This is a genomic window from Comamonas sp. GW821-FHT11H03 (assembly GCF_058807955.1).
On the sequence record NZ_JBXARF010000001.1, the window covers coordinates 527,730 to 541,225 of the forward strand.

The 13,496-nt window shown below is 62.3% G+C and carries 12 protein-coding genes; 3 read left to right on the forward strand and 9 right to left on the reverse strand.

The genetic code is table 11. The annotated features are described in order from the left end of the window. Positions 1–112: 112 nt before the first annotated feature. The gene (locus tag AC1RTQ_RS02505) at positions 113–1,012 is read right to left on the reverse strand and encodes a transporter substrate-binding domain-containing protein (RefSeq protein ID WP_302089008.1); all 900 of its coding nucleotides are present in this window, start codon (positions 1,010–1,012) and stop codon (positions 113–115) included. 430 nt (positions 1,013–1,442) lie between these two features. Further along, positions 1,443–2,393, reverse strand: coding sequence for a LysR family transcriptional regulator (locus tag AC1RTQ_RS02510; RefSeq protein ID WP_003081255.1), 951 nt, complete (start codon positions 2,391–2,393; stop codon positions 1,443–1,445). 425 nt (positions 2,394–2,818) lie between these two features. On the opposite strand from AC1RTQ_RS02510, the gene AC1RTQ_RS02515 reads away from it, so the two are divergent. The 3 genes from AC1RTQ_RS02515 (at position 2,819) to AC1RTQ_RS02525 (ending at position 5,917) form a co-directional block, all read left to right on the forward strand. Further along, on the forward strand, positions 2,819–3,382 hold the full coding sequence (locus AC1RTQ_RS02515) for a TRAP transporter small permease (RefSeq protein ID WP_302089007.1): 564 nt from the start codon (positions 2,819–2,821) through the stop codon (positions 3,380–3,382). Further along, on the forward strand, positions 3,379–4,677 hold the full coding sequence (locus AC1RTQ_RS02520) for a TRAP transporter large permease (RefSeq protein WP_492874082.1): 1,299 nt from the start codon (positions 3,379–3,381) through the stop codon (positions 4,675–4,677). The genes AC1RTQ_RS02515 and AC1RTQ_RS02520 overlap by 4 nt, the downstream gene beginning before the upstream one ends. Before the next feature lie 202 nt (positions 4,678–4,879). Then, the gene (locus tag AC1RTQ_RS02525) at positions 4,880–5,917 is read left to right on the forward strand and encodes a DctP family TRAP transporter solute-binding subunit (protein ID WP_304349444.1); all 1,038 of its coding nucleotides are present in this window, start codon (positions 4,880–4,882) and stop codon (positions 5,915–5,917) included. A gap of 287 nt (positions 5,918–6,204) precedes the next feature. Here AC1RTQ_RS02525 and AC1RTQ_RS02530 read toward each other — a convergent pair whose 3' ends face one another. The 7 genes from AC1RTQ_RS02530 to AC1RTQ_RS02560 all read right to left on the reverse strand — a co-directional run bounded on the left by AC1RTQ_RS02530 (position 6,205) and on the right by AC1RTQ_RS02560 (position 13,342). Further along, positions 6,205–7,146 (reverse strand): 2-hydroxyacid dehydrogenase, encoded by a 942-nt coding sequence (locus tag AC1RTQ_RS02530; RefSeq protein ID WP_492874084.1) that lies wholly within the window; start codon positions 7,144–7,146, stop codon positions 6,205–6,207. A gap of 94 nt (positions 7,147–7,240) precedes the next feature. Then, positions 7,241–8,209 (reverse strand): PDR/VanB family oxidoreductase, encoded by a 969-nt coding sequence (locus tag AC1RTQ_RS02535; RefSeq protein WP_492874086.1) that lies wholly within the window; start codon positions 8,207–8,209, stop codon positions 7,241–7,243. Between the two features lie 30 nt (positions 8,210–8,239). Further along, positions 8,240–9,319 (reverse strand): Rieske 2Fe-2S domain-containing protein, encoded by a 1,080-nt coding sequence (locus AC1RTQ_RS02540; protein ID WP_492874088.1) that lies wholly within the window; start codon positions 9,317–9,319, stop codon positions 8,240–8,242. Positions 9,320–9,333: 14 nt separating this feature from the next. Then, a complete protein-coding gene (locus AC1RTQ_RS02545) occupies positions 9,334–10,689 on the reverse strand; it encodes an MFS transporter (RefSeq protein WP_492874090.1) in 1,356 nt (451 codons plus the stop codon). A gap of 161 nt (positions 10,690–10,850) precedes the next feature. Continuing rightward, positions 10,851–11,330: a MarR family winged helix-turn-helix transcriptional regulator gene (locus tag AC1RTQ_RS02550; protein ID WP_003081275.1), complete on the reverse strand. Its 480-nt coding sequence runs from the start codon at positions 11,328–11,330 to the stop codon at positions 10,851–10,853. Positions 11,331–11,438: 108 nt separating this feature from the next. Beyond that, complete coding sequence (locus AC1RTQ_RS02555) at positions 11,439–12,515, reverse strand: aromatic ring-hydroxylating dioxygenase subunit alpha (protein ID WP_492874514.1); 1,077 nt, start codon at positions 12,513–12,515, stop codon at positions 11,439–11,441. Positions 12,516–12,580: 65 nt separating this feature from the next. Further along, complete coding sequence (locus tag AC1RTQ_RS02560) at positions 12,581–13,342, reverse strand: GntR family transcriptional regulator (protein WP_302089001.1); 762 nt, start codon at positions 13,340–13,342, stop codon at positions 12,581–12,583. Between the last annotated feature and the right edge of the window lie 154 nt (positions 13,343–13,496).

A 13,496-nucleotide genomic window follows, 5' to 3' on the forward strand; every position in this document is an offset into this window, starting at 1 on the left:
CGAGCACCTCTTTCATTCTCGGTTTATGAGGGCAAACGCTCACACCGGCCCTCGCAACAAAAAAGCCCCTTCTAACCGCTTGGCAGAAGGGGCGGTACACCTATAGGCGGGATTACTTGACTTCGTAAGCTTCCATCGGCTTGTCGTTGGGGTGAGCCCACGCATCCTTGGTCGCTGCCGACAGTGGCAGACCCACCTTCACGTTGTTGGGAGGAATGGGCTGCAGGAACCACTTGTCGTACAGCTTGGTCAGAGAACCGTCCTTGATCTGACGCACGATGGATTCGTCCACCGCCTTCTTGAAGGCGGGATCGTCCTTGCGCATCATGCAGGCGATGGGTTCCACCGAAAGCACTTCACCCACGATCTTGTAATCGTTGGGAGTCTTGGACTTGGAAATATTGGCGGCCAGGATGGAGCCGTCCATGATGAAGGCATCGGCGCGGCCGGTCTCCAGCATCAGGAAGCTGTCGGCGTGGTCCTTGCCCATGACTTCCTTGAAGGTCAGGCCGTCAGCGCGCTTGTTCTTGCGCAGGGTCTGCACGGAAGTCGTACCCGTCGTGGTCACGATGGTCTTGCCGTTCAGATCCTTGATGCCGGTGATGCCGGAGTTGGCACGGGTGGCAATGCGCACTTCTTCCACATAGGTGGTGAAGGCGAAGGCTGCATCCTTCTGGCGAGCCGTGTTGTTGGTGGTGGAGCCGCACTCGATGTCCACGGTGCCGTTCTGCACCAGAGGAATACGGTTTTGCGAGGTCACAGGCTGGTACTTCACTTCCAGCGCTGTCAGGCCCAGTTGCTTCTGGATGTCCTTGAGAATGCGCTCACCCATTTCGGTATGGAAGCCTACATATTTGCCATTGCCCAGCGTATAGCCCAGGCCGGACGATTCACGCACGCCCAGAGTGACGCTGCCGGTGGACTTGATCTTGGCCAAGGTGTCATTGGCCTGGGCAAACACGGTGCCAGTTGCCAGTGCGGTTACGGCGATGGCCAACAAATGCTTCTTCATACGGATCTCCTATTGGTAAGGACCAAAAACGCTTGCCACTCCTTAACGCATCGCCCTTTGTGAGGGTGGACAGGTTGCGTTAACAAATGTACTGCACACATTGTGCAGTCATGAAGATGGCTGAAATGCAATCATTTCTAAGACTTTTCCCGTAGGTAATTCAGGAAGGCAACCACCTACTTACCGCCTCAATCTTGTGTTGCAAAGCAGCACCTCTTTTTGTGCAAGCTGCGAACTCTAATGCTTTCGTGATTTCACAAGCCAATGCCGATGGCAAAAATCCTTATGCGCAACTTGCATATTCAGTATTAACCCGATGCATAACATTAGGGTTTTCACCAGGAAAATACCTGAAATCACGACATACTGGTCACACAAGCAAAAAAAGGGCCAACTGGCCCTTTTGGAAGAAAAGCAACACGCGACCCGGTTACACAGCCTTGACCTCGCCACCCGCAATCTCGCCCTGCTCCTTGAGGAAGTTCCAGAGCGCGGCCGCTCCTCCCTGAGGGGCATCGCCCGTGGGTTTTTCCCGATAGGCCCGCACTTCCATGTCCATCTGAAAACCGGTCACGCCTTCCGGCACGGCACGCACCAGTCGACCGGACTCCAGATCGCCGCGTACTGCGCTGTAGGGCAGAAAAGCCACGCCATGACCTTCCAGCGCCATGGCCTTGAGGCCTTCGGCCATATCGGTTTCATAGACGCGCTCCAGGTGCACGGCCTCGGCCGCCTCCTTGAGGATCAGCTCCGTCACCCGCCCCAGATAGGCACCAGCGGCATAGCCCAGGTATGGCAGCGGCTGACCCTGGCGGCCGGGCAGGACAAAGATGGGGTTGCCGTTCTCGTCCGGCTTGGAGTAGGGAGCCAGCACCTCATGCCCCAGGCTCACCATCTCATAGCGCGAAGGGTCCAGCTGGAAGGGCTGAGAAGAGTGGTAGTAAGCAATCAGCAGATCGCAGCCGCCTTCCACGAGGCGCATCACCGCATCATGCACATTGAGTGCAAACAGACGACTGCGGAAGGGGCCGAACTTCTCGTGCACGGCCGAAACCCAGTTCGGGAAGAACGTGAACGCCAAGGTATGCGGCACGGCAAAGCCCACCATGCCCTTGCCCGCACTGACGTGGGCGCGCAACATGGTTCGGGTGCTCTGCAAGGACTGCAGTATCTCCAGCGCCTGCTCGTACATGGTCTTGCCTGCTGGCGTCAGGCGCGTCGGATACGAGCTTCTGTCGACCAGATCGGTTCCCGCCCAGGCCTCCAGCGCCTGGATACGGCGCGAGAACGCAGGCTGCGTAACGTGGCGCAGCTGGGCCGAGCGGCTGAAACTGCGGGTTTCAGCAAGGCTGACAAAATCTTCAAGCCATTTGGTTTCCATAGACTCTCATTATCCGCTGCCCTGCACCAAAGCTGTGCAACGGAGGTAATCCTTGTTGGCTGGTAAACGGGACAAAACACAGACTCGACGATGAGCCATGCCTTGGTCGCCAGACCCTAGGGTAATGCCTGCCGCCGGACGTAAGCCCTGCGGCATAGATACCTTGATAATATTTGTTCACATCTATCCGGTGTGTCTACTCGCTCCAAGCCATCCCGGCGCACAACGCCGTGAAGGTCAAGGAACAACATAAGGACTTACGCAAACAAGAATGCAACGACGGCCTGCCTCCTGAGGCAATCGTCTTGCCTGAACCCGTTTTGCGCAAGTCGTGAACATAAGGGCATTCTCATCGAGTGCGCGCGGATCACGCCATTCAGGCGAGCTGCCCTGACTCCTGTGTGTTTTTCTGACTTTCCGCGTTCATGTCCTCCACTCCTCCCGAGACCGATGGTGCCGCCGATACCGGCGCGCGCCCGGACGAGCCTCGCTCCCTGCGCATCGAAGACTGGCTGACCGTGATCATCATGGCCGCTCTGGCCCTGATCACGTTTGCCAATGTGCTGGTGCGCTACTTCACCAACTCCTCCTTCGCCTGGACCGAGGAGATCTCCGTCTTTCTGATGATTTTGCTGGCCCTGGTCGCAGGCTCTGCCGCCGTGGCCCGCAATCAGCATATCCGCATCGAGTTTTTCTCGGACAGCGGCTCGCTCCAGCGCCGCAAGGCTCTGGCCCGGTTCGGCTCTCTGATGGTGGCGCTGCTGTTTGCCATCATCGCCGTGCTCAGCGTGCGCGTGGTCTGGGACGACTTCCGCTTCGAGGAGACCTCGCCCGGCATCGGCCTGCCCCAGTGGTGGTATTCGATCTGGCTGCCCCTGGTATCAGCCCTGATCACCGCGCGCGCCATCGGGCTGTTCATCCGCCAGGGCAAGCCCGGCGCCATCCCTGACGAGCCCGTGGAAAAAGACCACAGCAAGGAGATCGCATGATCGCCACCTTGCTGTTCGTGGCCTTTCTGGGCCTGATGTTCATTGGCGTGCCCATCGGCGCGGCCCTCGGTCTGGCCGGGGTGGCCGCGATTGCTCTTGCCAATGCCGATACGCAGTGGTTCGGCCTGCTGGCCGTGCCGCAGAATTTCTATGCCGGACTGGGCAAATATCCGCTGCTGGCCATTCCGATGTTCGTGCTGGTGGGCTCCATCTTCGATCGCTCGGGCGTTGCCCTGCGGCTGGTGAACTTTGCCGTGGCCATCGTGGGCCGCGGCCCCGGCATGCTGCCGCTGGTGGCGATCGCCGTGGCCATGTTCCTGGGCGGCATCTCCGGCTCCGGGCCGGCCAATGCAGCGGCCGTGGGCGGCGTGATGATTGCCGCCATGAGCCGCGCCGGCTATCCCAAGAGCTTTTCTGCCAGCGTGGTCGGAGCGGCCGCAGCGACGGACATTCTGATTCCGCCTTCGGTGGCTTTCATCATCTACTCGGTGCTGGTGCCCGGCGCTTCGGTGCCGGCCCTGTTCGCGGCAGGCATGATTCCCGGCGTGCTGGCGGGTATCGCGCTCATCATTCCCGCCGTGTGGATGTCGCGCAAGCACAAGATGGGCGCGCTCGAAGCCTCCATGCCCCGCCCGCCGTTCTGGAAGAGCCTGCGCGAGGCATCCTGGGGCCTGGCAGCTCCGGTGCTGATCCTGGGCGGCATGCGCATGGGCTGGTTCACTCCCACCGAGGCCGCCGTGGTTGCCGTGTTCTACGGGCTGTTCGTCGGCATGGTGATTCACCGCACCATCGGCGTGCGCGACCTGTTTCCGATTCTGCGCGAGGCGGGCGAGCTGTCGGCCGTGATCCTGCTGGTGGTGTCGCTGGCCGGTATTTTTGCCTTCTCGCTGTCCACGCTGGGCGTGATCGATCCGGTGGCCAATGCCATCGTGAATTCCGGTCTCGGCGAATACGGCGTGCTGGGCCTGCTGATCCTGCTGCTGATCACCGTGGGCATGTTCCTGGACGGCATCTCGATCTTCCTGATCTTTGTGCCGCTGCTGCTGCCCATCATGAATCACTACCAGTGGGATCCCGTCTGGTTTGGCGTGATCCTCACGCTCAAGGTGGCACTGGGCCAGTTCACGCCGCCGCTGGCCGTGAACCTGATGGTCAGCTGCCGCATTGCGGGCGTGCGCATGGAGTCCACCGTGCGCTGGGTGGGCTGGATGCTGCTGTCCATGTTCGCCGTGATGATTCTGGTCATTTCCTTCCCCCAGCTGGCACTGTGGCTGCCCGCCAGACTTGGCTATTGATCCCCTGAGCGGCTATGCCTGGGCGGCCCCACCACTTCCCCCTCTCTCGCTTCGCGGGAGGGGGACGACACCAGCGCTGCGGAGCGGCGCGGCCGGCTCAGGCCCTTGCGTGGTGTCCGCTGAGATGGGCCGTGTTTATTCCATGTGCAATGCGTCAATCAAGCAAAGCATTTTTTCGTTTCTAAAAAGGGAGACAAACCAAATGAAACTTCGTACCTTCCTCGCATCCGCCGTGGCCACTGCCGCCGCTGTGGCCTTTGCATCGCCCATGGCCATGGCACAGACCAAGTACAAGAGCGAATACCGCATGTCCCTGGTGCTGGGCACGGCCTTCCCCTGGGGCAAGGGCGGCGAGCTGTGGGCCGACAAGGTGCGCGAGCGCACCCAGGGCCGCATCAACATCAAGCTCTACCCCGGCACTTCGCTGGTGCAGGGCGACCAGACGCGCGAGTTCTCCGCGCTGCGCCAGGGCGTGATCGACATGGCCGTGGGCTCGACCATCAACTGGTCGCCCCAGGTCAAGTCGCTGAACCTGTTCTCCATGCCCTTTCTCTTCCCCAACTTCAAGGCCGTGGATGCCGTGACCCAGGGCGAAGTGGGCCAGGAAATCTTCAAGACCCTGGAAAAAGGCGGCGTGGTGCCCCTGGCCTGGGGTGAGAACGGCTACCGCGAAATCTCCAACTCCAAGCACGCCATCAAGACTCCCGCCGACCTCAAGGGCATGAAGATCCGCGTCGTGGGCTCGCCCCTGTTCCTGGACACCTTCACGGCCCTGGGCGCCAACCCCACGCAGATGAGCTGGGCCGATGCCCAGCCAGCCATGGCCAGTGGTGCCGTGGACGGCCAGGAGAACCCCATTGGCGTGTACATGGCTGCCAAGCTGCAGTCCGTGGGCCAGAAGCATCTGACCATGTGGGGCTACATGAACGATCCGCTGATCTTTGTCGTCAACAAGGACGTGTGGGCCAGCTGGACGCCTGCCGACCAGGCCATCGTCAAGCAGGCCGCACTGGACGCCGCCAAGGAAGAAATCGCCATTGCACGCAAGGGCCTGGTGGAAGCCGACAAGCCATTGCTCAAGGACCTGGCCGGCCTGGGCGTGACCGTGACCACCCCTAACGCGGCCGAGCGCGAAGCCTTTGTCAAGGCCACCCGCCCCGTCTACGACAAGTGGAAGAGCCAGATCGGCGCACCGCTGGTCGACAAGGCCGAAAAAGCCATTGCCGCCAGCCAGAAATAAGCTCCCCTGAGCCGCTACGCCTAGGCGGCCCCGCAGCTTCCCCCTCTCTCTTCGGGAGGGGGACGACACCCTCGCTGCGGGGCGGCCCTTGCTTGGTGTCACTGGTTTGGTCCGCGCCAGCTTCATGGCACCGCAGATAGTAAAAATCCCCGCACGGCTTTCCGTGGCGGGGATTTTTATTGCTATGAATATCAAAGCTATAAGCGCTTTATATAATTGAATTTCAAAGTCAAATCATATTGAAATACAACAATATCAAGCGCAAGCAGCTTCCAATTCAATAGCACTCAGATAGGCGAGACCAAGGGCTTGCCATCCAGATGGCAGCGCATATTGGCGATGAAGCGGTCCACCGAGTTCTGCACCGCCTCGGGGGACCACCCACCCACATGGGGCGTCAGCACCACGGCGTCCAGATCGATCAGCTCCTGTGGCGGCAGCGGCTCGCTTTCGTAGACATCCAGCCCGGCACCGGCCAGACGGCCTGCGCGCACGGCGTCGGCCAGCGCTGCGGTATCAACCACCGAGCCGCGCGCGATATTCACCAGCACGCCTTTTTCGCCCAGTGCATCGAGCACCTCGGCATTGATCAGATGGCGGGTGCCAGCGCCGCCCGGCGTGGCCACCAGCAGCACATCGGCCCAGGAGGCCAGCGCCAGCAGATCGTCGAAGTACTGGTGCTCGACGCCCTCGCGGGGCTTGCGGTTGTGATAGCCGACGGGCATATCGAACGCGGCCGCGCGCCTGGCGATCTTGGCGCCGATCTGGCCCAGTCCCACGATGCCCAGGCGCTTGCCTGAGACATTGGCCGGCAGCGGCAGGGCCGAGCGCCAGATGCCGGCACGCGTGGCCTTGTCCAGCTTGACGATGCCGCGCACGGCGGCGATCAGCAGACCCATGGCGTGGTCGGCCACGCAGTCGTCGTTCGTTCCCACGCCGTTGCCGACGGCAATCCCGTGCGCCTTGGCATAGGCCACATCGATGTTCTCGTAGCCCGCGCCCATGGCGCAGACCAGCGAAAGCCGGGGCATGCGCTGCATCTGCGCGGCCGACAGGCCCGTCGCGCCAATCGTGCACACACATTGCACGCGCGTGCCGTGGGCGGCGATTGCGGCCTCGGCCTGATCGGCCTCGGGCGCATAGATCACATCAAAGTCGGCAAAGGTCTGCTCCATCTGCTGCAGATGGGCGGGGACCTGGAGATTCAGAACTAGCAGGGCAGGCTTCATGGCGGGAACGCGGCGCTTTCATGGAAAACGCCTATTTTGAGCAGGCTGCGCCAGCCCTGCCCGCGCATGGTCAAAGCCCGCCCCCGGCCCTGCATCACAGATCCAGCACCAGGCGGCCCGATTTGGCGCGCGAGCAGCAGGGCAGGAACTGGTCATTGGCCGCCTGCTCGTCTTCCGTCAGATACATATCGCGGTGATCGGGCTTGCCCGAGATGACGCGCGTCAGGCAGGTGCCGCAGACGCCCTGCTCGCACGAGGTCTGCACGCAGACGCCGATGGACTCCAGCGCCTGCACCACGGTCTGCGCCGGCGTGACGCGCACCACCTGGCCGCTGCTGGCGACTTCCACCTCGAAGCTCTCGTCGTCGTCGCGGTGCTCCACTTCGGCGGCAAAGAACTCGTAGTGCAACTGTTCGGCAGGCCAGCCCGCCGCTCGCGCCGTATCGAGCACGGCGTCCATGAAGCCCTTGGGCCCGCAGACATACAGATGCTGGTCCGGCTCTACCACCTGCAGCAACTCGCTCAAGCTCAGCGACGACTTTCCATGGGCGTCATCCACATGGATCTGCGCCTTGTCAGCCCACTGCGCCGCCTCGATGGTCTGGGCGAACGCCATGCGCTCGCGCGAGCGGCCGCAGTAGTGCAAGGCAAAGTCCGCACCGTCACGCGCCAGCTTGCGCGCCATGGCCAGAATCGGCGTGATGCCTATGCCGCCCGCCAGCAGCAGGTGCTTGCGGGCCGGCGCATGCAGCTCGAAATGGTTGCGCGGCTGGCTGATGGTGATCTGCTGGCCGGCCTGCAACTGCTCGTGCACGGCCGCCGAGCCGCCGCGCGAGGCAGGCTCGCGCAGCACGGCAATCACATAGCGGTCCAGCTCTGCGGGGTCGTTGCTCAGCGAGTACTGGCGCACCAGCCCTCCGGGCAGGTGCACATCGATGTGCGCGCCGGCGCTGAACGGCGCCAGGCTGCTGCCTTCCAGAGCCCGCAATTCCAGGCTGCAGATGCCAGCCGCCTGCTCCTGCTTGTGCGCAATGCGCACATCGAACGTGGTTTCACTCTTCATCTCGGGTACTTCTCTTTTGCTTGTGCGTTGCTAGGCCAGCGCCTGCGAGGCCTGCGCGCCGGCCTGGCGCAAGCGCTCGATCACGCGCCGCGCACGATTGGGGCCCACATCCACATGGATATCCACCACGGCGCGTGAGCCAAAGCGTTGCTGGTTGCGGAACTGGGCTTCGATGACCACCTTGTCTTCTTCGAAAGTGGCCGCCGTCTGATCGATCACCAGCTGTGTCGTGTCCTGCATCTGCGGATGCGGATTGGTCGCAATCGTCCAGAAGTAATGCGCGCTGGTCTCCGTCTCCGGCGTCACGCCGTGAAAGCCGCGCATATGGAATCCTTCGCGCGCCGGGTTGTCCAATCTGTCCTGGCCGGCATCCATGGCACCGGTCCAGATACGCACATGCGAGGGGTGGAATTCCACTTCCTGCCAGCGGTCGATGCGGCCCTGAAATGGCCAGGCCTGCGCATAGGTGGGCGGTGGATCGGAGTCAGGCATCCAGCGCACGACCTTCACGCAGTCCCCGTCCTGGCTGACCTTGAGATCCGCGTTCATATGCACCCTGGCGTTGCCGCCGATGGTCTTGAGATGCACATAGCCCAGATGGCTCAGATCCAGCAGGTTGTCGTGAATCAACTGATACGGTGCGTCATAGTGGTAGACGCCGCCACCAAAACGGTATTGCGGGTCGCTGTGCACGGCATAGGCCGGCGGCTCCGTGCCCGGCACGGAATCCGGCGTCGCTCCCATCCAGATCCAGAGAATCTGGTCGCGCTCGCGCAGCTCGAAGGGCTTCACGCAGGCCTTGGCCGGAATCCGTTCCTGGCCCGGTATTTCCAGGCAACGCCCCTCATGGCTGAAGAGCAGGCCATGGTAGCCACAGCGCAGACCCGCAGCTTCCACCGTGCCACAGGACAGCGGCAACTCGCGGTGGCAGCAGCGATCCTCCAGCGCCGCGACGCGGCCATCTTGCGTGCGGAACAAGACCACCGGCTGGCCCAGCAAGGTGCGCGCCAGCGGCTGGTCCTTGAGCTCCCAGGCAAAGCCCGCCACATACCATTGATCCAGCGCAAAGGCCGGCACGGCTGCGCTCATGGTGTGAGAAATCTGGTTCATCGAAGTCTCCCTGCTCAATGAGCGGCCACGGTTTCGGACGCGGTGCGCCTGTGCCCGGCCTGCGGACCGGCAATGCGGTGCAGGGACACGATGACGGCAGCCAGGACAAAGGCCATGCCATAACCCAGGTACAGCTGATCGGGCGACCAGGCGGCATCCAGCAGTCCGCCGGCCACCAGCGGCGACACAATCGCACCGATGCGGCCGATGCCGATGCCCCAGCCCACGCCGGTGGCGCGCACATCGCTGCCGTAGACCACGGGCGCAATCGCATAAAGGCCGGCCACGCAGGCGTTCACGAACATGCCGATCAGGAAGGCCAGCGTGTACGACATCCATAGCGCACCGGAGCTGCCCACCAGAAAGCACAGCAGCACTGCCGTCACCAGCATGAAGACCGCCAGCGCACGGTGAATCGCAAAACGCGCCGCCAGCAGGCCCAGCAAGGTCGCGCCCAGAATGCCGCCCAGGCTCAGCAGCACGCCCGTGGTCACGCCCTGCTCGGGCGTCAGGCCCGAGGCTGCCAGCAGCTTGGGCGTCCAGCTCATCACGAAATAGAAGCCGAACATCACCGAGAAGAAGGACAGCCAGACCAGCACCGTGGGGCGCAGCAGCTGGGGAGACAGCAGCTGCAACGGGCCCATGCGCTTGCTTTCACCACTGCCGGCCACCACGGCCTGAGGCAAGGAGCCCATTGCGGGCAGGCCCATCTTGCGGATCAGTGCATTGAGACGCTGCAGCGCATTGGCGGGCCGCTTGACCAGCAGAAAGTCCATGGACTCAGGCAAGGCGAACCAGGCCAGAACCAGCACCGCGAGCGTGGAAAATCCGCCGAACATAAAAACGGAACGCCAGCCATGGTGCGCCAGCAGCCAGACCGCAATGCTGCCGCCAATGGTCGCGCCCAGCGCATAGCCGGTCGATTGCAGCGTGACCGCCAGACTGCGCCAGCGCAGCGAGGCATATTCGCTGGCAATCACATTGCTGCACGCCAGGATGCCCCCCACGCCCAGGCCCGTGATCACACGCAGCACCGCAAGCTGCATAGGCGTCTGGCTCCAGGCCGACGCCAGCATGCCCAGTCCGGACACGGCCAGGCACAGCAGAATCAAGGGACGACGCCCCAGCTTGTCGGCCATGGGCGCCAGCAGCAGCGAACCTGCGGCCATGCCGAAGAGGCCGGCACTGAGCAAAAAGCCCAGCTCCGATCCGCTGAGCTTCCAGTGCCCGGACACCGCCGACGCCGTAAAAGCCATCACCAGCACGTCAAAACCATCAATCATGTTCAGGGCCATGCATACCGCGATGACCGACCACTGGAAGGTCGTCATGGGCCGCTGGTCCAGATGCGCGCGCAAATCCTGTTCCATCGTTGTCTCCTTGTTTTTTATCATTCATTCAGCATACTGAATCACATTCAGTTTACTGAATGAAGTCTTGATCCAGCACAAGTGGATTCCCTAGTCGTGCCGGCTCACCGCCTGCGCTGGCCGGCGTGATCGAGGTGCATCCGCCGCGCCAGAACGGGCTGCTAGCCGTTGATCGCCGCTTGCTCGCCGGCTTCAGTGCTGTCGTGCAACTGCACGAACTTGCGCAACAGACGCTTGAACTCCGCCTGCTCCTCGGGCTCCAGCGCGGAGAGCATGCGCTGCTGCAGCTCGTAGACATTGGGCACAAATGCGGCCAGCATGGCTTCGCCCTCGGTGGTCAGACTCAAGCGGCGCTGACGCCTTGGCAGCAGCTCGCGATGAATCCAGCCCTTGCTTTCCAGTCGCGCAGCGATATCGGCCGTGGTCGAGTTGTCCAGTGCGACAAGACGCGCCAGCGTCACCTGATCGATACCGGGAGACTCTTGCAGCATGCGCAGGATGGCGTACTGAACCGGAGTCACATCGGGGCCCAGCACTTCTCGAAACAGCAGCGCAGCAATCTGCTGGGCGCGTCGAATCAGATGACCTGGCTGGTCGTAGAGATCCAGGGAAAGCGGGTTGGGTGTGGTGGGCGATTCCATGCAGCAGCGTAGCAAGGGCAGCGCTGACTATGGACAGCGCTGACTCCGATTCGGGGAGCTGCAAGATTACTCCATCTACAGACATGATCTGCCCCTGCCTGCCGCCGCTCAAGCCAGCGCCGCAACGACCGACTCGGTTTTCTCCTCGTCGATCAGGCGCTCGATGATCTTGCGCGACTGCACGCCGCCGGCATCGATATTGAGCTTGAGCAGCTGCCTGTCCGGATAGTCAGCGAGGTTGCGCTGCTGCAGCTCCAGCATCTCAAGGTCCTCGCTGAAGATCTTGTGCTGGCCCTGCTTGATGGCCGCCGTCACCGATGCATCGCCAGGATTGAACTTGCGCGCCATGCCCCAGAAGTACCACATGCTGCCATCGGTCTCCGGAGTGATGAAGTCCACCACCATGCTGTAGACCTTGTGCTCGTCCGCTGCGTCATAGCCGCCCTTGCCGGCATGTGCCACACCCACTTCGATCAGCACGTGGCTGGGAGGAGTGAAGCGACAGACCTGCCAGCGGTCCACAGGCACGTCATCGGCCAGACCATTGCTGCGCAATGCCATCTTCCAGAACGGAGGCGCCTCGATGTTCTCCATGAAGCGGCTGGTGACCACTTCGCTCTCGCCTATGACCTCAGTCTTGCAGGGCGTCTCGTCGATCTCGGCCTGACCGATGCTGCTGGCATGCACATAGGTCTCATGGGTCAGATCCATGAGGTTGTCGATCATCAGACGATAGTCGGCCTTGATGTGGAACAGCCCGCCGTCGTAGGCCCACTCGGGGTTGTCATGCCATTGCAGATCCGGGATCAGCGCTGCATCGGCCGCATCCTTGTCACCCGGCCAGACCCAGACAAAGCCGTAACGCTCCTCCACCGGGTAGCTTTTGATGGCAGGAAAGCCGCGCACGCGCTGACCGGGCATGGAAACCGTCTTGCCGTCGCAGCCCATCTCCAGCCCGTGATAGCCGCAGACCAGCTTGCCTTCGCAGACTCGGCCCAGCGACAGCGGTGCACCACGGTGCGGGCAGAAGTCCTCGACGGCGGCCATCTTGCCTTCCAGGGCGCGGTAGAAAACGATGCGCTCACCGCAGATCTGGCGCCCCAGCGGCTTGTCCGTGACTTCGGCCGCCGTGGCAGCGACATACCAGGTGTTGCGAGGATAGGTGGGCTGTGCTTGCTTGCTCATCATGGGTGTCTCCTTGTATTTATCGTCAGGGTCTGCTGCGCCGAGCGACGGCCTCGGACCGGCCGTCAGCGGCTGGCGCGTATCAATTGCGCACCGGGTACGCGCGTGGTCTCTGGCGAGCGCATGGCTTCGCGCAGATTGCGACGCGCAATGCGCGAGTGCTCTTTCATCAGCGCCTCGGCACGCGCGCCTTCGCGGTGCTCGATGGCGTCAATCACTTCGCGGTGCTGCTCCTGCGCAAGGATCAGGCTGCGCAGGGCACGCGGCGACTCGGAGTCGGCCACCACAAAGCCCGAAGGGGACGCGAACGGCAGGCGTTTGACCCGTTCCAGCTCGCGCTGCATGAAGCTGCTGCCGGACATCTCCAGCAGGATGTCGTGGAATTCGGAGTTCAAGGCCACATAGGCGGAAAACGCTTCGTCACCCCAGTTCTGGGCATCCAGCACACGGTCGATGGCATCCAGACAGCGCGCGGCTCGCGCCAGCAGGGCCTCATCCACCCCGCGCTCGGCCGCCATGCGCGCCGCCAGACCTTCCAGCGTGCCGCGCAGCTCGATGGCATCCGACACGTCTGCTTCGGACAGCACGCGCACCTTGTAGCCACGCCCGCCAGCCGTGGCTTCCAGCATGCCCTCCTGCTCAAGCCGCATCAGCGCTGCACGTATGGGGGTGCGGGAGATGCCCAGACGCTCGGCCAGCACCAGCTCCGAGATGCGCTCTCCGGCCGCCATCTCGCCGGCAAGAATCATTTCGCGCAGCTGCAACTGCGCCTTCACGACCTGGGAATGGTTTTCTTCCGCTGCAGCGGGGGCAATGGAGGGAGGCATGTCTCGCGGGTATTTAGTTCTTGGCGATGGAAGAAATGTATACATAAAAATCAAATAACAGCGATTTAATTGCAAATCCAAGGGCAAACACTTAGCAACATGTATACATACAAGCAGAGCAGCCAAAAAGAAAGCCACCCGAAGGTGGCTTATC

What these genes read in the sequence shown, in the direction of transcription:
- AC1RTQ_RS02545 (WP_492874090.1), bottom strand. Translation starts at nt 10,689, where the DNA reads ATGGAACAGGATTTGCGCGCGCATCTGGACCAGCGGCCCATGACGACC.
- AC1RTQ_RS02540 (WP_492874088.1), bottom strand. Translation starts at nt 9,319, where the DNA reads ATGAACCAGATTTCTCACACCATGAGCGCAGCCGTGCCGGCCTTTGCG.
- AC1RTQ_RS02550 (WP_003081275.1), bottom strand. Translation starts at nt 11,330, where the DNA reads ATGGAATCGCCCACCACACCCAACCCGCTTTCCCTGGATCTCTACGAC.
- AC1RTQ_RS02505 (WP_302089008.1), bottom strand. Translation starts at nt 1,012, where the DNA reads ATGAAGAAGCATTTGTTGGCCATCGCCGTAACCGCACTGGCAACTGGC.
- AC1RTQ_RS02555 (WP_492874514.1), bottom strand. Translation starts at nt 12,515, where the DNA reads ATGAGCAAGCAAGCACAGCCCACCTATCCTCGCAACACCTGGTATGTC.
- AC1RTQ_RS02515 (WP_302089007.1), top strand. Translation starts at nt 2,819, where the DNA reads ATGTCCTCCACTCCTCCCGAGACCGATGGTGCCGCCGATACCGGCGCG.
- AC1RTQ_RS02535 (WP_492874086.1), bottom strand. Translation starts at nt 8,209, where the DNA reads ATGAAGAGTGAAACCACGTTCGATGTGCGCATTGCGCACAAGCAGGAG.
- AC1RTQ_RS02530 (WP_492874084.1), bottom strand. Translation starts at nt 7,146, where the DNA reads ATGAAGCCTGCCCTGCTAGTTCTGAATCTCCAGGTCCCCGCCCATCTG.
- AC1RTQ_RS02525 (WP_304349444.1), top strand. Translation starts at nt 4,880, where the DNA reads ATGAAACTTCGTACCTTCCTCGCATCCGCCGTGGCCACTGCCGCCGCT.
- AC1RTQ_RS02520 (WP_492874082.1), top strand. Translation starts at nt 3,379, where the DNA reads ATGATCGCCACCTTGCTGTTCGTGGCCTTTCTGGGCCTGATGTTCATT.
- AC1RTQ_RS02560 (WP_302089001.1), bottom strand. Translation starts at nt 13,342, where the DNA reads ATGCCTCCCTCCATTGCCCCCGCTGCAGCGGAAGAAAACCATTCCCAG.
- AC1RTQ_RS02510 (WP_003081255.1), bottom strand. Translation starts at nt 2,393, where the DNA reads ATGGAAACCAAATGGCTTGAAGATTTTGTCAGCCTTGCTGAAACCCGC.